Annotated in this window: 19 protein-coding genes; 7 read left to right on the top strand and 12 right to left on the bottom strand. The window is 63.0% G+C overall.

The features are described from left to right. The first annotated feature begins 114 nt into the window (after positions 1-114). On the top strand, positions 115-1,599 hold the full coding sequence (locus CWB41_RS03540) for a hypothetical protein (protein WP_115837258.1): 1,485 nt from the start codon (positions 115-117) through the stop codon (positions 1,597-1,599). On the opposite strand, the gene cbbX is transcribed toward CWB41_RS03540, so the two are convergent. From cbbX to CWB41_RS03510, 6 genes are read right to left on the bottom strand one after another with little or no spacing between them, the layout of a single operon-like run. Beyond that, a complete protein-coding gene (cbbX, locus tag CWB41_RS03535) occupies positions 1,571-2,488 on the bottom strand; it encodes a CbbX protein (RefSeq protein ID WP_115837259.1) in 918 nt (305 codons plus the stop codon). The two genes, CWB41_RS03540 and cbbX, sit on opposite strands and share 29 nt — an antisense overlap. Positions 2,489-2,496: 8 nt before the next feature. Next, on the bottom strand, positions 2,497-2,907 hold the full coding sequence (locus CWB41_RS03530; RefSeq protein WP_115837260.1) for a ribulose bisphosphate carboxylase small subunit: 411 nt from the start codon (positions 2,905-2,907) through the stop codon (positions 2,497-2,499). 11 nt (positions 2,908-2,918) lie between these two features. Continuing rightward, positions 2,919-4,388, bottom strand: a complete 1,470-nt coding sequence (locus tag CWB41_RS03525; RefSeq protein ID WP_115837261.1) for a form I ribulose bisphosphate carboxylase large subunit — start codon at positions 4,386-4,388, stop codon at positions 2,919-2,921. 49 nt (positions 4,389-4,437) lie between these two features. Further along, positions 4,438-6,444 (bottom strand): transketolase, encoded by a 2,007-nt coding sequence (tkt, locus tag CWB41_RS03520; protein ID WP_115837410.1) that lies wholly within the window; start codon positions 6,442-6,444, stop codon positions 4,438-4,440. A gap of 11 nt (positions 6,445-6,455) precedes the next feature. Further along, the gene (locus CWB41_RS03515; RefSeq protein WP_115837262.1) at positions 6,456-7,331 is read right to left on the bottom strand and encodes a phosphoribulokinase; all 876 of its coding nucleotides are present in this window, start codon (positions 7,329-7,331) and stop codon (positions 6,456-6,458) included. Positions 7,332-7,343: 12 nt separating this feature from the next. Next, positions 7,344-8,399, bottom strand: coding sequence for a class 1 fructose-bisphosphatase (locus CWB41_RS03510; RefSeq protein ID WP_115837263.1), 1,056 nt, complete (start codon positions 8,397-8,399; stop codon positions 7,344-7,346). Positions 8,400-8,515: 116 nt separating this feature from the next. Between CWB41_RS03510 and CWB41_RS03505 the strand changes: the two genes are divergently transcribed. Further along, entirely contained in the window at positions 8,516-9,436 is a 921-nt protein-coding gene (locus CWB41_RS03505; protein WP_115837264.1) for a LysR family transcriptional regulator, read from the top strand. A 19-nt stretch (positions 9,437-9,455) separates the two neighbouring features. On the opposite strand, the gene CWB41_RS03500 is transcribed toward CWB41_RS03505, so the two are convergent. After that, positions 9,456-10,208 carry a hypothetical protein gene (locus CWB41_RS03500; RefSeq protein WP_115837265.1) on the bottom strand — a complete coding sequence of 251 codons (753 nt, stop codon included), beginning with the start codon at positions 10,206-10,208 and terminating at the stop codon, positions 9,456-9,458. 118 nt (positions 10,209-10,326) lie between these two features. Continuing rightward, positions 10,327-11,580 carry a cyclopropane fatty acid synthase gene (locus CWB41_RS03495; RefSeq protein WP_115837266.1) on the bottom strand — a complete coding sequence of 418 codons (1,254 nt, stop codon included), beginning with the start codon at positions 11,578-11,580 and terminating at the stop codon, positions 10,327-10,329. A gap of 241 nt (positions 11,581-11,821) precedes the next feature. Between CWB41_RS03495 and CWB41_RS16110 the strand changes: the two genes are divergently transcribed. Beyond that, complete coding sequence (locus tag CWB41_RS16110) at positions 11,822-12,439, top strand: hypothetical protein (protein WP_165203860.1); 618 nt, start codon at positions 11,822-11,824, stop codon at positions 12,437-12,439. Between the two features lie 97 nt (positions 12,440-12,536). Here the strand turns inward: CWB41_RS16110 and CWB41_RS03485 are convergent, their stop codons facing one another. Then, entirely contained in the window at positions 12,537-13,544 is a 1,008-nt protein-coding gene (locus tag CWB41_RS03485) for an NAD-dependent epimerase (RefSeq protein ID WP_115837267.1), read from the bottom strand. Positions 13,545-13,711: 167 nt separating this feature from the next. Here CWB41_RS03485 and CWB41_RS16260 point away from each other — a divergent pair, with 167 nt between their 5' ends. Both CWB41_RS16260 and hemA read left to right on the top strand, forming a co-directional pair. After that, positions 13,712-14,167, top strand: a complete 456-nt coding sequence (locus CWB41_RS16260; protein WP_181902985.1) for a hypothetical protein — start codon at positions 13,712-13,714, stop codon at positions 14,165-14,167. 265 nt (positions 14,168-14,432) lie between these two features. Further along, entirely contained in the window at positions 14,433-15,743 is a 1,311-nt protein-coding gene (gene hemA / locus CWB41_RS03475) for a 5-aminolevulinate synthase (protein WP_115837268.1), read from the top strand. A 16-nt stretch (positions 15,744-15,759) separates the two neighbouring features. On the opposite strand, the gene CWB41_RS03470 is transcribed toward hemA, so the two are convergent. Further along, positions 15,760-16,686, bottom strand: coding sequence for a hydrogen peroxide-inducible genes activator (locus tag CWB41_RS03470; RefSeq protein ID WP_115837411.1), 927 nt, complete (start codon positions 16,684-16,686; stop codon positions 15,760-15,762). A gap of 150 nt (positions 16,687-16,836) precedes the next feature. Between CWB41_RS03470 and CWB41_RS03465 the strand changes: the two genes are divergently transcribed. Together CWB41_RS03465 and ahpD are read left to right on the top strand one after the other, a co-directional pair. Continuing rightward, a complete protein-coding gene (locus CWB41_RS03465) occupies positions 16,837-17,391 on the top strand; it encodes a peroxiredoxin (RefSeq protein ID WP_115837269.1) in 555 nt (184 codons plus the stop codon). Between the two features lie 90 nt (positions 17,392-17,481). Continuing rightward, positions 17,482-18,003: an alkylhydroperoxidase, AhpD family gene (gene ahpD / locus CWB41_RS03460; protein WP_115837270.1), complete on the top strand. Its 522-nt coding sequence runs from the start codon at positions 17,482-17,484 to the stop codon at positions 18,001-18,003. Between the two features lie 56 nt (positions 18,004-18,059). Here ahpD and pnp read toward each other — a convergent pair whose 3' ends face one another. Continuing rightward, positions 18,060-20,204 carry a polyribonucleotide nucleotidyltransferase gene (pnp, locus tag CWB41_RS03455; protein WP_115837271.1) on the bottom strand — a complete coding sequence of 715 codons (2,145 nt, stop codon included), beginning with the start codon at positions 20,202-20,204 and terminating at the stop codon, positions 18,060-18,062. A 431-nt stretch (positions 20,205-20,635) separates the two neighbouring features. Continuing rightward, positions 20,636-20,905: a 30S ribosomal protein S15 gene (gene rpsO / locus CWB41_RS03450; protein ID WP_115837272.1), complete on the bottom strand. Its 270-nt coding sequence runs from the start codon at positions 20,903-20,905 to the stop codon at positions 20,636-20,638. Between the last annotated feature and the right edge of the window lie 83 nt (positions 20,906-20,988).

Genomic DNA, 20,988 nt, shown 5'->3' with positions numbered 1-20,988 from the left:
GCTCTGCGTGCCACCGCCGGTTGGTACAACCGGGCTTTAATGATTAGAGATTACACGAATTGACGCGACTTTCGCGCGCGAGCTTCCATTCCGCGCCACGCGAGAATGTGTTTCATGGCAGAACGGCTCGACTATAGCCATCCGGCAGCGCGCTTCGCGCCGGCGCTTGCGTTTCTCCTCGCCCTTTGCGCGTTTCTTTCCTTGTTTCATGACATTTATGTCGATGACGCCTACATCGCGCTGGCTTACGCCCGTAGCTTCGCGGCGAGCGGCACCTGGGGGATGCACCCCGGCTTTGTCTCCAATGCCGCGACCTCGCCGCTCGATGTTCTTCTGCTGAGCGGTTTTATCAAACTCGGCTTTCCCGGTGTCTGGGCGGTCTATGTCTTCGAATGTGTGCTGGCCGTCGTGATTTTCTGCGCCCTGACGTTCCTCTCGCGCCGCGTTTTCGGCTCGGATCTTTGGGCCTATCTCGGCACGCTCGCGCTGTTCACCAATCCGCTGCTCATCTCCACCTCCGGGCTTGAGACTTATCTCTTCGTCGCGGTGCTGCTCGGTTGCGTGATCGCTTTTCTTGCCGCGCGCTATTTCCTGCTCGGACTTGCCGCCGGATTGCTCGTGCTCGCGCGGCCCGACGGCGTTCTGCTGCTTGCGCCGCTCTTCGCGCTCATGGTTTGGGAGAAACGGGGGCTGGACTTCGTCAAAGTCCTTGTCGGCTTCGGTATCGTCGTCGGCGCTTGGGGCTTCGTCTCATGGCTCTATCTCGGCTCGGCGATCCCGGACACTTATTTCATCAAGCGCAAGGAAGCCGCCTGGCACGATTTCTCCTTCGCCAACGGGCTCGTGCTCTATTATTTCAAATATCCGCTGGCGACGCTGCTTTCCCTCGCGCCGGCTCTCTTCATTCCCTTCGCGCTGCCGCTTGCCAAAACCAACAGGGATTGGCGCGCTTTCGTCGTCCTCGCCGGCGGTCTGGCACTCGTGCATTACGCCGCCTACAGCCTCCTCAATCTGCCGCCTTATCATTGGTATTACGGCATCTTCATCAGCGCGCTTGCGCTGATCGGCGCGGGCGGCCTCGTTGTGCTGACACGCGAGGGCCATGCGGCCCGTCTCGCTGCGCTCGGGCTCGCCGCGATTCTGGCTCTCGCGGGCGCGGTCACGTGCGCCGAGGCGGCGCTTGCGCGCAAGCAGATGCCGATCCACACCAATCTCGGAACGGTGGCGCAATATCGCGCCATCGGCGAATGGCTCAACGCCAATATGCCGGCGCATGAATATCGGATAATCGGCGAGCTGGGGGTCATCCAATATTACGGCCACGCCGATGCCGTTAACAGTTTTTCGGACCGGCAGATTCTGCGCGATTTTGCGGCCAAGCTGCCGGAGCACTCGCCGGGCAAGTGGCTCGCGGAACTGAATTTCGCGCATCTTACCGTGCGGCCGCCTGTCGGGTCGGATTATCGTCTCGAAGAGAACTGCAAGGACGCTCGCGGCGCGTTGAAGACATGGACGACGTCGTCGATCTGGATCGATTCCGTTCTCTGGTGCCTGCGGCGCGAAAGCCCTGTCAGTCCGGCTTCGCCGCGTCCTGACTGAAGACGCGGCTGGCGCGCACATCCTCCGCGGTGATCGTCGTTAGATCGTCGAGCGTGACGAGGCCGGGGCGGGCGAAATGCCGGTTCGCCTGGCGCATCCGCATCCGGTCCAGCGCATTGCGGATCGAGCGGGCGTTGGCGAAATGCGGCTGCTTGCGCCGCGCGGCGATATAGTCGCGGAACGCCGCCGCCCCGCCCGCGTCGAAATGGTAGCTCAGCGATGTGAGCATCAATTCGGCGATGTCCATCAATTCGGCGTCGCTGTAGTCGGGAAAGTCGATGTGATGGGCGATGCGTGAGCGAAAGCCGGGATTGGCGCGGAAGAATTTGTCCATCCGGTCGGCGTAGCCGGCGAAGATGACGACCAGATCGTCGCGCTGGTTCTCCATCACCTGAAGCAGGATTTCGATGGCCTCCTGGCCGTAGTCGCGCTCGTTCTCCGGCCGGTAGAGATAATAGGCCTCGTCGATGAACAGCACGCCGCCCATCGCCTTCTTCAATACTTCTTTCGTCTTCGGCGCCGTATGGCCGATATATTGGCCGACAAGATCGTCGCGGGTGACGGAGACAAGATGGCCGCGGCGGATATAGCCGAGCTTGTAGAGAATTTCGGCCATCCGCAGCGCCACCGTCGTCTTGCCGGTGCCCGGGTTGCCGGTGAAGCTCATATGCAGCGTCGGCGTCTCGGCCACGAGGCCCATGCTTCGGCGCACCCGGTCGACGAGGAGCAGCGCGGCGATCTCGCGAATTCGGGTTTTCACCGGCACGAGGCCGACGAGTTCGCGATCAAGCTCGTCGAGCACTTCGGCGACCTGTGTCTCGGCCAGCTCCTTATGCAGGTCGATCGCGGTCGCGGCTTGTGGAGGCGCGCTGGTCTCGGGCTCGGCCATTCTTTGCTTTACCGGCTCGCGCCCGCGAGCGGGCGCGCCTGGAGCGTATATTGGATCGTCTGGCCGCCGCCCTCGTTGCGTGTCAGGACAAAGCCGGGTTCCTCATCCGGCCGCCCGACGAGGAAGGAGATGCGCACGCTTTCCCAGCCATGCGTGCTGTCGAAGCCGCAGAGGCGGATATATTTACTCCCGCCATGCACTTTGCGGCAGGCGTTGAGCTCCAGCATGATCGCCGCCGCGTCCTTGACGTCGAACGCCGGCAGGCTCCACATCTCCCAGAAGGTATTGCGCGGGTGCGGATCGTCGGTGAATTCGACGTTCACCGCCCAGCCTTTGTCGATGCAATATTGCACCTGGGAGCGGATCTCCGGGTCGGTCAAATCCGGCAGATATGAGAAGCAGCCTTGAGTCACGCGCATCGCATTTCTCCTCAAAAGGCGGGCGTCGCGGTCGGCACGAAATCCGGCGTGTCGGTCGAGGTGTAGTTGAAGGTCACGTCTTTCCAGGTGTCGAGCGCCTGGCGCAGCGGCAGGCAATGCTTGGCCGCATCTTCGAGAATTTGCGGGCCCTCGGTGCGGATGTCGCGGCCGGCATTGCGGGCGAAGATGATCGCTTCAAGTCCGACGCGATTGGCGGTGGCGCCGGCCGCGATCCCCATCGGATGGCCGATCGTGCCGCCGCCGAATTGCAGCACGCAATCCTCGCCCAGCAGATCGATCAATTGATGCATCTGTCCGGCATGGATACCGCCCGAGGCGACGGGCATCAGCTTGTTGAGCGAGGCCCAGTGCTGATCGAAGAAGATGCCGTGTTCGAGCTGAACCGGGTTAAAATCCTCGCGGCAGATGTCGTAATAGCCGCGCACATTGTTGGGGTCGCCTTCCAGCTTGCCGACGACCGTGCCGGCGTGGATATGGTCGACGCCGGCGAGGCGCATCCATTTGGCGATGACGCGGAACGAGACGCCATGCGCCTTCTGCCGCGTATAGGTCGAATGTCCGGCGCGATGCAGATGCAGGACCACATCGTTCCGGCGCGCCCATTTGGCCATGGACTGGATCGCCGTATAGCCGACGACGAGATCGATCATGACGATAACCGAGCCGAGCTGCTTGGCGAAATCGGCGCGCTCGTACATGTCCTCCATCGTCGCGGCGGTGACGTTGAGGTAGGTACCTTTCGTTTCGCCGGTCGCGGCTTCGGCCTTGGCGACGGCTTCCATGCAATAGAGGAAGCGCTCGCGCCAATGCATGAACGGCTGCGAATTGATGTTCTCGTCATCCTTGGTGAAGTCGAGGCCGCCCCGCAGCGCCTCATAGACGACGCGGCCGTAATTGCGGCCGGAGAGGCCGAGTTTCGGCTTCACCGTCGCCCCGAGCAACGGCCGGCCGAATTTGTCGAGCCGCTCGCGCTCGACGACGATGCCGGTCGCCGGCCCCTGGAAGGTTTTCACATAGGCGACCGGGAAGCGCATGTCCTCGAGCCGCAGGGCTTTCAACGGCTTGAAGCCGAAGACATTGCCGATGATCGAGGCGGAGAGATTGGCGATCGATCCCGGCTCGAAAAGATCGAGGTCATAGGCGATGAAGGCAAAATAGGAGCCGGGGGCGTTGGGGACGGGATCGACACGGTAGCATTTGGCGCGATATTTCTCGGAGGCCGTCAGCCGGTCGGTCCAGACGACGGTCCAGGTTGCGGTCGAGGACTCGCCGGCGACGGCGGCGGCGGCTTCGATAGGATCGACGCCATCCTGCGGCGTGATCCGGAAAACGGCGAGGATGTCGGTGTCCTTCGGCGCGTAATCGGGCTGCCAATAGCCCATCTCGCGATATTCCATCACGCCGGCGGCGTAACGGCTGCGCTTTCCGTCGGCGGGCGCCTTTTTATCGAGTACGTTCATCCTACGACTCCTTGAATCCTGTCGGCGCCCCCACGCAAAAGTGAATCTCTCAGCTTACGGTTCCATGCCCCGCGGCGGCCCGCGCCGCCTGCACGATCGCATCTACCGTGATGCCGAAAAATTTGTAGAGATCGGCAGCCGGCGCGCTGGCGCCGAAATCCGTCATGCCGATGAAGAAATCCTGCGGCTCCAGCACCGCGCCCCAACCCTGTCGCAGGGCCGCCTCGATGCCGATGCGCGGCGCCTGGCCGAGGACAGCCGCACGATAGCCGGGCTCCTGCTCGGCGAAGAGCTCGAAACAGGGGATGGAGACCACCGCCGCCTTGATGTTCTGCGCCGCAAGCTGCTCCGCTGCCTTGACCGCGAGCGAGACTTCCGAGCCTGTGGCGAGAAGCGTGACATCGCGTTCGCCCGGCGCTTCGCGCAGCACGTAGGCGCCCAGCGCCGAGAAGTTCTCGGCCTTATGCGCGGTGCGCACGACCGGCAGGTTCTGCCGCGACAGCGCCAGTACGGAGGGCGCATGCTTGAGCTGCAGCGCCAGTTCCCAGCTCTCCGCCGTCTCCACCGCGTCGGCGGGGCGGAAGACATAAAGATGCGGGATCGCCCGCAGCGAGGCGAGCGTTTCGACCGGCTGGTGCGTCGGGCCGTCTTCGCCAAGGCCGATGGAATCATGCGTCAGCACATAAATGACGCGCTGGCGCATCAGCGCCGAGAGGCGGATCGCCGGGCGCGCATAATCGGCGAAGACGAGAAACGTGCCGCCATAGGGAATGAATCCGCCGTGCAGCGCGAGACCGTTCAGCGCCGCCGCCATGCCGAATTCGCGGATGCCGTAATGGATATAGCGGCCGGAGAAATCCACCGGCGTTACGGCTTGCATATCGGCGGCCTTGGTATTGTTCGAGCCGGTGAGGTCGGCCGAGCCGCCGAGAAGATTGGGCTGGATTTTGGCCAGCACGTCGAGCGTCTTCTGCGACGAGACGCGCGTCGCCTGCGCGGCATTGGCGCCGCTGGCCGCGCGCTTGAATTCCGCGATCGTCTCCGCGAGATCCGGGCTCAACGTCCCGGCGGTCTCACTGTCGAAGCGCGTCGCGGCCTCGCCGAGATGGCGCGCCGTCCAAGCCTCCCGCGCGACCTTGCCGCGCGCTCCGGCCGCGCGCCAGGCGGCCAGAATGGGTCCGGGAATCTCGAAGGCCGGCGCCGTCCAGCCGAGCTTTTCGCGCGTCGCCGCGACCTCGGCGGCGCCCAGCGCCGCGCCATGCACGCCATGCGTCCCGACCTTGTTCGGCGCACCGAAGCCGATCTGCGTCTTGCAGGCGATCAGCACGGGCCTGTCGGACTGCTGCGCCTTGCTCAGCGCCGCGGCGATCTCCTGCGGATCGTGACCGTCGATGTGCCAGGCATCCCAGCCCGCGGCCTTGAACCGCGCCACCTGATCGGTCGAATCGGAAAGGTTCACCGCGCCGTCGATGGTGATGCTGTTGTTATCCCAGAGCACAACGAGCTTGGAGAGCTTCAAGTGCCCGGCGAGCGTGATGGCCTCCTGACTCACGCCCTCCATCAAACAGCCGTCGCCGACGACGACATAGGTGCGATGATCGACAAGATCGCCGCCATAGCGCGCGCCAAGCAGCCTCTCCGCGATGGCCATGCCGACCGCCGTGGCAAGGCCCTGGCCAAGCGGGCCGGTGGTCGTCTCGACGCCGGGGGTGTGGCCATATTCGGGATGGCCCGGCGTCTTCGAGCCAAGCTGCCGGAAGCGCTTGATCTCCTCGATCGTCATCTCCGGATAGCCGGTGAGATAGAGCAGCGCGTAGAGCAACATCGAGCCGTGGCCGGCCGAGAGCACGAAACGGTCGCGGTCGGGCCAGGCCGGATCGGCGGCATCGAATTTCAGGAACCGGGTGAAGAGAACCGTTGCGACATCGGCCATGCCCATCGGCATGCCCGGATGGCCGGAATTGGCCGCCTCGACTGCGTCGATGGCCAGGAAGCGGATCGCATTGGCGAGTTCAGCGTGGGTGACGCCAGCCTCAGCCTTGGCGAGCACGTTCATCGAAGTCTCCTTCACAGCGCGCGCCGGGCGCGTTCGACAAGTTGCAGAATAATTGGCGTCAGGATGAGCTGCATGGCAAGATCGAGCTTGCCGCCGCCGATGACGATGGAATTCGCCCGCGACATGAAACTGTCGGAAAGCATCGACAGCAGATAGGAAAAATCGATGCCGCGCGGATTCTTGAAGCGGATGATGACCATGGATTCGTCCGAGGTCGGAATCCAGCGTGCGGCGAAGGGGTTCGACGTATCGACCGTCGGCACGCGCTGGAAGTTGATGTCCGTCTCGGTGAACTGCGGGCAGATATAGTTCACGTAATCGGGCATCCGCCGCAGAATCGTGTCCGTCACGGCTTCCTGCGAATAGCCGCGCGCCGCCTTGTCGCGATGGATTTTCTGAACCCATTCGAGATTGATGACCGGCACGACGCCGATCTTCAGGTCGGCGTAGCGCGCGACATTCACTTTATCGGTGACGATCGCGCCATGCAGACCTTCATAGAACAGAACCTCGGATTTTTCCGGCAGCGGTCCCCAGTCGGTGAATCTCCCGGCCTTGCTGCTGTAATGTTCGGCCTCGGCATCGTCGTGGATATAGTGGCGCGTTTTGGCCTGCCCGGTCTCGGCATAGGTGCGGAACGCGGCTTCGAGTTCATCCAGCAGATTGGCGCTCGGGCCAAAATGGCTGAAATGCATGTTGCCGCGCTTTTCCTCCTCCGTCATCACATAGCGCATCTCCTCGCGGTCGTAGCGGTGGAAGGCATCGCCCTCGACAAAGGCCGCTGCGATCTCCTCGCGCCGGAAGATGTGCTCGAAGGTTCGCCGCACGGAGGTCGTGCCGGCGCCCGAGGAGCCTGTAACCGAGATGATGGGATGCTTGGCCGACATTCGCCCCCTCGCTCAGAATCGCATCAGGCCACGGCGCCCGAAGAGCGGCGAATGTTCCGCGGAGAATTGCGGATCGGTGTGATAGCGCGTGACGAGATGGACGACGTCCGCCGAACCGAAGACGAGGGGCGTGCGCGCATGAACATCGGTCGGTACGATATCGAGAATGCGGCGCGCGCAATCCGTCGCCGAGCCGCCCGCGTTCTCGATGATGAGACCGATCGGGTTGGCTTCATAGATAAGGCGCAAGCGGCCGGCGCTGTAACCCTGACGCAGATCTCCGGGGTAAAGAAACACGCCGCCGCGCGCCAGGATGCGATAGGCTTCGGCGACCAGTGAGGCGACCCAGCGCATGTTCTGGTCCTGCCCGACCGGGCCTTCAGTACCCTTGACGCAATCGTCGATGAAGGCGCGTACGGACGGCGCCCAATGCCGGTAGTTCGAGGCATTGATCGCATATTCCTTCGACTTCGGCGGAATATCGGCGCGCTCCTGCGTGCGCACAAAAGCTCCGATCCGGCGGTCGAGGATGAAAATCTGCGTCGTGCCCTGAGTCGCGAGAACGATCGCGGTCTGCGGCCCGTAGATCACGAAGCCCGCGGCCAGTTGATTGCGGCCCTGTTGCAGGAAATGGGCTTTCGGGTCGCTGCGCTCGGGCAGCAGCGGCAGGATCGAGAAGATCGTGCCGATCGTGACATTGGCGTTGATGTTGGAGGAGCCGTCGATCGGGTCCATAGCGACGGCAAGCGGTGCCTCGGGATCGAGCAGCAACGGTTCGTCCAACTCCTCCGAAAGCACGACCGAGACCGGTGCGCGCCGCAGGGCGTTGATGAAAAGCTCGTTGCCGACGACATCGAGCTTCTTCTGCACGTCGCCGCCGCCGTTGACGTCGCCGACTGCGGCGGCGATGTCGCCGTTCAGCGCGCCGAGCGCGATCACATCGGCCATTTCGATTGCGGCGCTCGCGATCTCGTGGATGAGCGTGGCAATCGGCGCGAAGGCGGCATCGCGCGCGGTCAATCCCCGCAAGACATCTCCCAAATGATTGCTGTGCGCGACTTTGAGCATGTCCACCCTGTGTGCTCGTTTTTAACTGGAGCCTTATGGCCCGAAGTCAGCCCGGATGGGGCAAAAGAAAACTGATCTATATTGAGATAGCACCAAAAAAAATCTAATAATAGAGGATGAAGCGCGTCACCATTAAGCAGCTCGAGAGCGTCCGCGCGGTCGCCGAGGCCGGGACAATCGTCAAGGCCGCCGACAAGCTTAACGTAACGCCGGCGGCGCTCACGTCACGCATTCAATTGCTGGAAGAGGATGCCGGTATCGCCTTGTTCGAACGCGCCAACGGCCGCCTGCGGCTGACTGTCGCCGGAGAAGAGGTGGTCGGCGCCGCCCATCGCCTCGAGCGCGTCTTGAGCGACCTCGATGTGGCGCTCGGCGCCATGCGGGGATTTCACAGCGGCCGCATCAGTGTCGGCATCGTCTCGACCGCGAAATATATCGCGCCGCGGCTCGTCGCCGCCTTCGCCCGCCGCAACCCGCGCATCGAAGTGGCCGTCTCGGTCGGCAATCGCTCCGAGATGGTCAGTCAGTTGCGCGACCACAAGATCGACGTCTGCCTGATGGGCCGCCCGCCCGCCGACTTCCCGGTCGAGAGCGTGACCATCGGTGAGCATCCGCAGGTCATCGTCGCCGAGCCGGATCACCCGCTCGCGCGGCGGCGCAACATCGACAAGGCGGAACTGGCGAAGGAGAATTTCATCATCCGCGAGGAGGGCTCCGGCACCCGCGCGGTCTTCGACTATTTCTTTTCCGACGTGCCGGTGCGCCACCCGACGGTCAATATCGAGATCGGCTCGAACGAGACGATCAAGCAGGCGGTGATGGCCGGACTCGGGCTGGCGCTTCTTTCCGCCCATACGATCGAGGCGGAAATCGCCAGTGGCCGGCTGATTATTCTCGACGTCGCCGGCCTGCCGCTTCTGCGGCACTGGTTCATCGTCCGCCGCGCCGACCGGACGCCGAGCGCGCTGGCTCAGGCGATGTGGGATTTTTCCCTCGTCGAAGCCCCGAAACTGATGCCGAAGATCAACGGAGTCTGAAGCCAGGGCGCTCGAGACGCTAGCTCGCCGCCTGGAATCGCGTCTGCGGCTGGCCGACGAAATTATAGGCGCCGATGTGAGTCAGCTTGCCTTCGGTGTCGAGCCAGATTTTGCCGCCGATGTCGCGCCATTTCTGGCAGAAGCCGAAATCCTCGCTGACATAGGTTTTGGTCTCCGGATCGATCGCGCATTCGAAGAGCGCGTAGCTCTCGCCACCCTTCGCGTTGCTATAAGCGTGGACGCCGGCATAGCGCGCCTCGGGATAGGCGGCGATCATCTTCTCGATCGTCTGGCGCTTGAGCATCATGAAGCCGCCGCCGCAATAAATACCGGTGGCGAAACGGCCCTGACGCTCGATCTCGTTGCCAGTGCAGGGCGTGCCGACGTAGAGCAGGGGGGCGCTCTGCAAGGTCTCGCCGGTGGTCAGCCGCCGCATCGCCGCGGCGCTCCAGTCGATCACCTTCAGCGGATACATACCGGCGACGAAGTCCTGATCGAAGGCCAGCATGTCGTAGACCTGCTGCGGATCGAAGCAGATGTCGGCATCGATGAAGAGGATATGCGTGGCCGGCGAGTTGAGAAACTGCGTCAGCAGCGTGTTGCGGCTGCGGGTGATGAGCGAATCGTGGCCGAGCAGCGCCAGCATCGCATCGAAGCCCGTCTGCCCGGCGAACTGAATGAGGCTGATCACCGATTGCATGTAATGTTGCGAGACGAGACCGCCGAAACAGGGTGTCGCGATGAACAGCAGCGGGCGGTACGGCGTCGTCATGGCGGCCTCGGCGCATCTGAAAGAGAATCGCCCGGCATCCTGCGGGCGGCCCTGCCGAAAGGCAATGCCGCCCCGCCTCGTCAATTCAGCTTCGCGCCAGCTTTGACGGTCTGACGTTTTAACCAGCGATCCGCAGCCCCGGTGAGGTGCTGTCGCGCCGCCGCAGTTCAGCCTCGCGCCGCAGGATGTAATCGCGCGTCAGCGGCACGGTCCCGACCTTTTTGGCCAACTGGATCTGGAAGACGGCCTCGCCAGTGTAGCGGAAGGCGCATTCCGAAGCCGCAAGATAATATTCCCACATCCGGCAAAAGCGTTCGTCGTAAAGCGCCAAGGCTTCGGCGCGGCGGGCGAGGAATCGCTCGCGCCACAATCTCAGCGTCTCGGCATAATGCAGCCGCAGCACTTCGAGATCGGTCACATAGAGTCCGGCGCGTTCGATCGATGGCATGACCGTTGAGAGCGCCGGAATATAGCCGCCGGGGAAGATGTATTTGTTGATCCAGGGATCGGGCTCGTATTGGACGCGCGCGGTCCCGATCGTATGGATCAATGCCACGCCGTCGGGATTGAGCAGTTTGGCGACCTGCTGGAAATAGGCGTCGTAATATTCCGGTCCGACATGCTCGAACATGCCGACCGAGACGATCTTGTCGAAGCGCTCGTCGATCTCGCGATAATCCTGGAGACGGAATTCGATCGCGGTTTGCCGCGCCTCCGTGGCGCGGTCGCGCGCGAAGGCGAGTTGCTCGCGCGACAGAGTGATCCCCGTCACCCGGGCGCCGCAGATGCGGGCGAGATAAAGCGCCATGCCGCCCCACCCGCAGCCGATGTCGAGCACGCGCTCGCCCGGTTCGATCAGCAGCTTGGCTGCGATATGCCGCTTCTTGGCAAGCTGCGCTTCATCGAGCGTCGCTTCGGGTTTTTCAAAATAGGCGCAGGAATATTGCAGGTCGGCGTCGAGGAAGAGCTGATAGAGCCTGCGGTCGAGATCGTAGTGATGCGCGACGTTGCGGCGCGCGCGGGTGGAATTATTGCCCTTCAGAATATGCTGAAGACGGCCATGCCAGGTCGTAAGCGCCTGCACCCACCAGATGCGTTCGAGATTGTCGATGTTGCGGCAGATGACGGCGAGCACATCATAGATCGAGCCATTCTCGACGACGACGCGCTCGTCCACGAAAAGCTCGCCGAAGCGGAGCGTCGGATGAGACAGGACGGCGGCGAGCGCGGTCTTGTCGGCAAAACGCAGGCGTGGCTCTTGTCCGCTGCCGTCGCCATCGCCGACACGAAAGCGCGTGCCGGAGGCCGTTTCAATTTCAAGAGACCCTGTCTTGATGAGGGCGGCGACGAACCGCCGGAACATCCTTTCCATCCTGCACCTCGCCGCTATTCGTGCGGTCGAACCCTGCGGCGCTGACCCGCGACGGGCGCGGCCTCACTTTCCATTTGTGTGCAAACGCACAAGGCGCGCGCATCACATATGGCTTACCTCATGATCGGGAACCTTCCGCCCCCTACCGCTTTGCCAGTCTGCGACCATGTATAGGCGAGCTAGCGAAGGCGGCGTTTGATCTAAGCCAACACGCGCTAGTTTAAGGACTGGAGTTGGAAAGATGCAAGGTTCTCGTTTCGCGCGCGCGTTTGTTTGCGCTGCTGGATTGCTGATCGCGGCGCCGGCCTTCGCCTTCGGTGGCGGACACGGCGGTGGTGGTGGTGGACATGGCGGGGGCTTTGGTGGCGGCGGTTTCCACGGTGGTGGTTTCAGCGGCGGTGGTTTTCATGGCGGCAGTTTCGCCGGTGGTCCGCATGGCGGCTATTCGGGCGGCGGATGGCAAGGCGGTGGCCACGGCGGCGGATGGCAAGGCGGCGGTGGCCATTGGCATGGCGGCGGCGGCTGGGGCTACCCGGTCTATGGCTGGGGCTATGGTTATCCCTACGATTACGGCTACGATTATCCAGACGACGATGGGTACTACAGCTATGACTATCCTGGTAACGATAACGGCTACGATAACAGCTATGACAATGGCTATGGCCCTGGCGTCTACGCGCAAGGCGGCTACGGTCAAAATTCCGGTGGCTATACGCCGGGACCGCAGGCCTCCGGCCAACTCGGCCAATATTGCCGGACCCAGGTAAAGACCTGCCAGCTCTACAATGCGAGCACGGTCGGCGCTGGCTGTTCATGCCGCAATGGCGCGACACGCGCTTACGGCCAAGTGACGCCGTAAGCCGACGCCGTAAGCCAGCGTACTCTTAATCGATCTTGCCTATCCCGCGTTCGGCATCCCGGCTGAATGCGGGATACGCTCGTGCAGCGGCGTTGCGTCAGAGCCCGTAGTGCTCGCGATACCAGGCGACGAAACGCGGCACGCCCTCTTCGACGGAGGTGGCGGGCCGGTAGCCGGTGAGCTTCTCCAAGAGATCGGTATTTGCGAAGGTTGCCGGTACGTCACCCATTTGCATCGGCAGCAGCTTGCGCTCGGCCTTCTTGCCCAGCGCCCGCTCGACCGCAGCGACAAAATCCTCAAGTTCGACCGGCCGGCCGGCGCCGATATTGACGACGCGCCAGGGCGCGACCGGTGAAAGGCTGTCTCCGGCAATGCTGCCATGCGTGCTGCCGGGGGCCGGTGGAGCGTTGTGCAGAAGCCGCAGCATGGCTTCGACGAGATCGTCGATATAGGTGAAATCGCGCCGCATCTTGCCGTGGTTGTAAAGTTCGATCGGCTGGCCTGCGAGAATGGCCGCGACGAATTTGAACAGCGCCATGTCCGGCCGGCCCCACGGACCATAGACCGTAAAAAACCGCAGCATGGTCGTCGGAACGGCGAAGAGATGCGCGTAGGAATGCGCCATCTCCTCATTGGCCTTTTTGCTCGCTGCATAGAGCGTCAGCGGATGGTCGGCGTGGTCGGTTTCGAAGAAGGGGATTTTGGCATTCGCCCCGTAGACCGATGAGGTCGAGGCCATCAGCGCGTGTCGCGGCGGGTTGGCGCGCATGAGTTCGAGAAGATTGTAGGTGCCGACGAGATTGGCATCGACATAGGCGCGCGGGTTTTCGAGGCTGTAGCGCACCCCGGCTTGCGCCGCGAAATGATAGACGATGTCGAAACCATCGCCGTAGGCGCGTTGCAGCGCGTCGGAATCCTCCAGCATCAGCCGATGGCCGGTGAAGAGCCCATGCTGTGCGAGCTGCACCTCCCGTGCGGATTTCAACGCGACATCGTAATAGGGCGTGAATCCGTCGACGCCGACAACTTCGTCGCCGCGTTCGAGAAGCCGGCGCGCCATGTGGAAGCCGATGAAACCCGCGGCGCCGGTAACGAGAACACGCATTATTGAATTAACTCCGCCTTAATGACGGCCGCAGGAAGCGCACCGGTTTGACCTAGCGCAAAAGCCAAAACCGGCCATCGCCGTAACATTGCAATAACGAGGCTGTGCCCACCTTGCCAATGGTTTTTGGCCGGCTGCGGGCCAGCGACGCGGCGAAGGAGAATTCAATGAAACGCATAGTCAGAGGATTGGCGATATTGGGCCTCGCGTGTGGCCTGATGGGCGCGCAAGACGCGGCCTTCGCGCGCGGCGGCGGCGGCGGCGGTCACGGTGGCTTTGGTGGCGGCGGTTTCGGGGGCCATGGCGGCTTCGGCGGCGGTGGTTGGCACGGCGGTGGCGGCGGCTGGCATGGCGGTGGTGGTTGGCACGGGGGTGGCTGGTATGGCGGCGGCTGGTATCCCGGCTGGGGCGGTTGGGGCTGGGGCTATCCCTATTGGGACTATGGCTGGGATTACCCGTACTATGATTACCCGTATTCCTACGGGAACGATTATCCGCCGCCGCCCCAGCCGCTTTATTGCGTGACGCGGGCGCATCTCTGCGCCTCGACGTCGTCGCGGGCGCCGGGCGCACGCTGCACTTGCGCCGGCGTGAAGGGCCATATCTCGGTCCTGCAGCGATAGCACTTGCCAAGCGCCCGGCTCGGGGAACCAGCCGGGCGCTTCCGCGACGGGTTGGCTTCGAGCGCATTGATTCATATCAATAAAATTCATCAACCGACGCGCCCTGGCTGGGACTTTTCGCCCACTTGCGCCGTTTTTAGAATTAGGCCAAAACCAAACACGGGGAAGCGACGGGCCGGTTCAGGCGAGCTTTCGGCGGAACGCCGGGCTCCGCCCAGAAGGCGCAGCAAGGGCTCTAGGCGCCACATAAGGACTGGGTTCGCTGATGGGGTATCGAGCATATTTTGAAGACGCTTTGGGCCGTCTCAAAGCCGAGAAACGCTATCGCGTTTTCGTCGATCTCGAGCGTGACGCCGAGCATTTCCCTTACGCCCGCTGGCACCGCGAGGACGGGGGCGTCGAGGACGTCATCATCTGGTGCTCCAACGATTATCTCGGCATGGGCCTCAATCCGCAGGTGATCGAGGCGATGCGCGCGGCTGCCGCCAAGCATGGCGTCGGCTCCGGTGGCACCCGCAACATCGCCGGCACCAATCATCCGCTCGTCGCGCTTGAGACCGAACTCGCCGATCTGCATGGCAAGCCCGGCTGTCTGGTCTTCACCTCGGGCTGGATTTCCAATCTGGCGGCGATCTCCGCTATCGGTTCGCTGTTGCCTGACTGTCTGATCCTGTCGGACGCCTATAATCACAACTCGATGATCGAGGGCATCAAGCGCTCCGGCGCCGAGCGCCAGATTTTCCGCCACAACGATCTCGAACATCTGGAAGACCTGCTCAAGGCGGCCGGCCGCGAGCGGCCGAAGCTGATTGCCTTCGAGAGTCTTTATTCGATGGACGGCGATATCGCGCCGATCGGCAAGATCGCCGACCTCGCCGCGCGCTATAATGCCTTGACCTATCTCGACGAGGTTCATGCCGTCGGCCTTTATGGCCCGCGCGGCGGCGGCATCGCCGATCGTGATGGCGAGATGGACCGCATCGACGTGATCGAGGGCACGCTCGCCAAGGGCTTCGGCACTTTGGGTGGCTATGTCGCGGCGGATACCGCAATCATCGACGCCGTGCGCTCCTACGCGGCCTCGTTCATCTTCACGACCGCGCTTTCGCCGGCCCTCGCCGCTGCGGCGCAAAAGGCTGTGCAAATGCTGAAAGGCGAGCAGGGTGTCGATCTGCGCGCCCGCCATCAGCGCCAGGCGGCGCTCACCAAACATGCGCTTTCCGCCGCCGGCCTGCCGGTGATGGCCAACGCTTCGCACATCGTGCCGGTGTTCGTCGGCGACGCCGAGCGCTGCAAGGCGGCTTCGGACATGCTGCTGGCGCGCCACAGCATCTATATCCAGCCGATCAATTATCCGACCGTCGCGCGTGGCACGGAGCGGCTGCGGATCACGCCGTCGCCGGTGCATTCCGACGGCCATGTCGCGCATCTTGTCGATGCGCTGGTCGATGTCTGGCATGCGCTCGACCTGCCGTTCACCGAGACGGACAATATCGTCAGCTTCCCTGGCGCCGCGCCACGTGTGTCGGAAGAGGCGCATTGCACTTTCCCCGACTTCAAGAAGGCGGCGGAGTGAAATTCCCTCTCCCCATTCATGGGGAGGGAGGGGTGTCCGCGTCCAGTCCCGGCAGGCAATGCTTGCGGATATGCGCTGCGAGCACGCGATAATCGTCGGCACGCACCGCGCCCTTGCGCCAGGCGAGCACCAAGGTCCGCGCCGCTTTGGGCGCGGAATAGGGGATGAGCTTCACCTGCGTGCCGGCGACGGCGTCCATCGCGATCTTCGGCAGCAGCGTAATTCCCATTCCGGCCTCGACAAGCTGCACCAGGGTCAACAGCGAGGCGGCGCGCACGTCATTCTCTTCAGTGATCGCGTCGCGGCCGAGCGCCACCATTGCGTGTTCGCGCAAGCAGTGGCCCTGGTCGAGCAGCAGCAGCGGCTCATGGGCGAGCTGCGCCATGGTCACCTCGTTGAGCCGGGTGAGCGGATGGCCGGGCTTGACCGCGAGATAGAACGGGTCCTTGCCCAGTTCGGCGATTTCGACGCCTTCGAGCGAGGGCATATGGGCAATGAAAGCCGCGTCGAGCCGGCCGCTCGAAACCTCGGTCAGCAGCGAATGCGTCAGCCCTTCGCGCACGTGCAGGTGCAGCAACGGATAATCCCGGTTGAGGCTTGAAAGCAGCCGCGGCAGGACGAACGGCGCGACGGAGGGTATGACACCTAGCCGCAGCCGCGTGCTAAGTGGCAAGACTTCGCGGCCGGCATATTGGGGCAGTTCCTCGATCTCGGCGAGGATATGCCGGGCCCGGCGCACCATCGCCTCGCCAAAGGGCAGGAGCTGCATCCGCCGCCCGGAGCGGTCGATGAGCTTGTGCTCGAACTCCACCTCAAGCCCTTGAATCGCCGCGCTTAATGTCGATTGCGTGATGCCTGCGGCCTTGGCCGCGGCGGCGAAGGAGCCGCTCTCGGCGAGCGTCACCAGGTAGCGCAGGTGGCGCAGGTTGATGTTTACATTCATATATTGCTTATATCGGAAAATCCGAACGTAAATATAAAAATTATCGGCTTGATCGAAGGCCGCAAGCCCCGTTAGCTTGCAGTGCAACATCGCGCCGTGGGCCGGCGGATGCGAGCCCCCCACAACAGACGCCTTCAAAGGAATATCGGAATGGCTGGAATTGGAGACAAACTGCCCTCGTTTTCGGTGACGGGCGTGAAGCCCGGCTTCAACAATCACGAGGAGAACGGCGTCTCGGCCTTCGAGACGCTGACCGAAGAGAGCTTCCCCGGCAAGTGGAAGGTTATCTTCTTCTACCCGAAGGATTTCACCTTCGTCTGCCCGACGGAGATCGCGGAATTCGCCAAGCTCGGCAAGGATTTCGAGGAGCGCGACGCGGTGGTGCTCGGCGGCTCGACCGACAACGAATTCGTCAAGCTGGCCTGGCGGCGCAACCATAAGGATCTCGACAAGCTGCCGATCTGGTCGTTTGCCGACACCAATGGTTCGCTGACCGACGGCCTTGGCGTGCGCTCGCCGGACGGCGTTGCCTATCGCTATACGTTCGTCGTCGATCCGGACAATATCATCCAGCACGTCTACGCGACGAACCTCAACGTCGGCCGCGCGCCGAAGGATACGCTGCGCGTACTTGATGCGTTGCAGACGGACGAACTCTGCCCCTGCAATCGCGAGATCGGCGGCGAGACCCTGAAGGCCGCGTAAGCCGCGTTTTCACCGTTTGGCAATCAATCGGCGGGGCCAAAAGCTCCGCCGTTTCGTTGCGCGCTTCTCCCTCGAAGGAATGATTCCATAATGTCGCTCGACGCCCTCAAGGATAAAATCGCCGACTTCGCCAAGGATGTGCGGCTCAATCTCTCGTCGATGGCCAGCGACGAGACGCTGACGCCGGTGCAGAAATACGGGCTCTTCGTGGCGGCCGGTATCGCCTCGCGCAATGTCGAAGTACGCCACGCGCTCATCGCCGAGGCGATACAGCACATTGATGCGACGGCGATCAGCGCCGCCAAATCGGCGGCGGCGATCATGGGCATGAACAATGTCTATTACCGCTTCCTGCACCTCGCCTCGAACGAGGAATTCCGCACCATGCCGGCAAAGCTGCGCATGAACGTCATCGCCAATCCCGGCGTCGCGAAGGTGGATTTCGAGCTTTGGTCGCTGGCGGTCTCGGCGATCAATGGCTGCGGCATGTGCATCGACGCGCACGAGGCGGAATTGCGCAAGGCGGGCGTGAGTTCGCAGGCCATTCAGACCGCGGTGCGCTTCGCCGCGATCATTCAGTCAGCGGCGATCGCCGTCGAGGCGGCGGAATAGGGTTGCTAAAAGCGTCATGCGCGGAGCGTTCCGCGCATGACGTTTGTCGAAAAATCTTACTCCGCCACGTCGGCGTCGGCGGCCTTTTCTTTGGCTTCGAGATCTTCGCCCGTCACCTGATCGACGACACGCATCGAGAGCCGCACCTTGCCGCGGTCGTCGAAGCCGAGCAGCTTCACCTTTACCTTGTCGCCTTCCTTGACGACGTCGGAGGTCTTGGCGACGCGGCCCTTGGCGAGTTGCGAGATGTGGACGAGGCCGTCCTTCGAGCCGAAGAAGTTCACAAAGGCGCCGAATTCGACCACCTTGACGACAGTACCCTCGTAGATATGGCCGATTTCCGGGTCCATCGCGATCGACTTGATCCAGGCGACCGCCGCCTTGATGGAATTGGCGTCGCTCGAGGCGACCTTCACCGTGCCGTCGTCCTCGATATTGATCTTGGCGCCGGTCTTCTCGACGATCTCGCGGATCACCTTGCCACCGGTGCCGATCACTTCGCGGATCTTGTCGGTGGCGATCTTGAAGCTTTCGATGCGCGGCGCGAATTCGCCCAGCTCGGCGCGGGCGCCGGTGAGCGCCTTGGCCATCTCGCCGAGGATATGCAGCCGCCCGTCCTTGGCCTGGCCGAGGGCGACACGCATGATCTCCTCGTTGATGCCGGTGATCTTGATGTCCATCTGCAGCGACGTGATGCCGGTTGCGGTACCCGCCACCTTGAAGTCCATGTCGCCCAGATGGTCCTCGTCGCCGAGAATGTCGGAGAGCACGGCAAAGCGCTCGCCTTCGAGGATGAGGCCCATAGCGATACCGGCTGTCGGCGCCTTCAGCGGCACGCCGGCGTCCATCAGCGCCAGCGAGGAGCCGCAGACCGTCGCCATCGACGACGAGCCGTTCGACTCGGTGATCTCGGAGACGACGCGGATCGTGTAGGGGAATTCCGCCGCCGTCGGCAGCACCGGACGGATAGCGCGCCAGGCGAGCTTGCCGTGACCGATCTCGCGCCGGCCGGGCGAACCCATGCGGCCCGTCTCGCCGACCGAATAGGGCGGGAAGTTATAGTGGAGCAGGAAGCGCTCCTTGTAGGTTCCTTCGAGCGAATCGATGTACTGCTCGTCCTCGCCGGTGCCGAGCGTGGCGACGACCAAAGCTTGCGTCTCGCCGCGGGTGAACAGCGCCGAGCCGTGCGTGCGCGGCAGGATGCCGACCTGCGCCAGGATGGGTCGGACCGTCTTCACGTCGCGCCCGTCAATGCGGATGCCGTCGTCGAGAATGTTCCAGCGCACGACCTTGGCCTGGAGATCGTGGAAGGCTTCGCCGACCTGCTCCTTGGTGAACTTGGCTTCGCCATCGGCCGGCAGGAGCGCTGCCGTTACCTTGGCCTTCACGGCGTCCACGGCCTTGTAGCGTTCCGCCTTGGCGGTGATCTTATAGGCCTCGCGCAGCTCCGCTTCGGCGATGCCGGCGACCGCCGCCTCGACGCCGGACTTGTCGGCAACGACGAGTTCGCGCGGCTCCTTCGCCGCCTTTTCGGCGAGACGGATGATCGCGTCGATGACGGGCTGGAAGCCCTTGTGGCCGGCCATGACCGCCGCGAGCATGGTCTCTTCGGAGAGTTCCTTGGCCTCGGACTCGACCATCAGCACGGCTTCGCCGGTGCCGGCGACGACGAGATCGAGCGCCGAATCCTTCAGCTCCTCGATCGTCGGGTTAACCTTCAACTGGCCGTTGATGTAGCCGACGCGCGCGCCGCCAACCGGCCCCGTGAACGGGATGCCGGAGAGCGTGAGGGCGGCGGAGGCCGCCACCAGCGACAGAATGTCGGGATCGTTTTCAAGATCGTGCGAAAGCACGGTGACGACCACCTGCGTGTCGTTGCGATAGCCGTCCGGGAAAAGCGGGCGGATCGGCCGGTCGATCAGGCGGGAGACCAGCGTCTCCTTCTCGGAGGGACGGCCTTCGCGCTTGAAATAGCCGCCGGGAATGCGGCCGGCGGCGAACGCCTTCTCCTGGTAATTGACGGTGAGGGGGAAAAAATCGATGCCGGGCTTCGGCGATTTGGCAGATACGACGGTGGCGAGGACAGTGGTCTCGCCATAGGTAGCGAGCACGGCGCCGTCCGCCTGGCGGGCGATGCGCCCGGTTTCGAGCACGAGCTTGCGCCCGGCCCAATCAAGTTCTTCACGATGGATATCGAACATTGGTCTTTCTCTTCAGGTGAGGCAAAGACCGAAGGCCATGTGCAGAACGGCGAGAGGCTCCGCGCTTGACGCGAGAAGCGCCTGGCGATCCTGCCATGGCACTGGTCTTTCCCGGGCAGCGGCGGCCCCATGCCGCGCTGCCAATTTCCAGGATCGCGATGCGCTCAGGCGGGATAACCCAAACGCATGTATCGCGATCGCTTCCAATAAGTCAGAGCGGGATTTGGCGAAAAACCGCCAAATAGGCTTTGGTATCCCGCTCCGCCCGGCGCGAGACGCCGGACGATCTTAGAGCATTTTCGCCGGCGAGGAACCGGCGGTCGTATCGACTTCCGGCCGCCGCCCCCGAGGAGCAAACGACCTCATGGCTTAAGTAGTTGTTCAGGCGCCGATTTCCAGCGCCTGACGTGTTGGGCATGAACCAGTGCGGCTTAGCGGCGGATGCCGAGACGCTCGATCAGCGTCTTGTAGCGCTGCTCGTCTTTGCGCTTCACGTAATCGAGAAGCTGACGGCGCAGCGAGACGAGCTTGAGCAGGCCGCGGCGCGAATGATTGTCCTTGATATGGGTCTTGAAATGGCCGGTGAGATTGCTGATCCGCTCGGTGAGGATCGCAACTTGCACCTCTGGCGAGCCGGTATCGCCGGATTTCGTCGCATATTCCTTGATGAGCGCGTCCTTGCGCTCGGCCGTGATCGACATCGGTTTTCCTTTCGGGTTTGGAAATGCCTCCGCCCGCGGCCAGGCCGGGATGTCGTCCAGCAAGGTTTTGGGGGAGCGCGCGG

The organism is Methylovirgula ligni, from assembly GCF_004135935.1.
GTDB lineage: Bacteria > Pseudomonadota > Alphaproteobacteria > Rhizobiales > Beijerinckiaceae > Methylovirgula > Methylovirgula ligni.
This window is presented reverse-complemented; position numbering and strand designations above follow the sequence as displayed.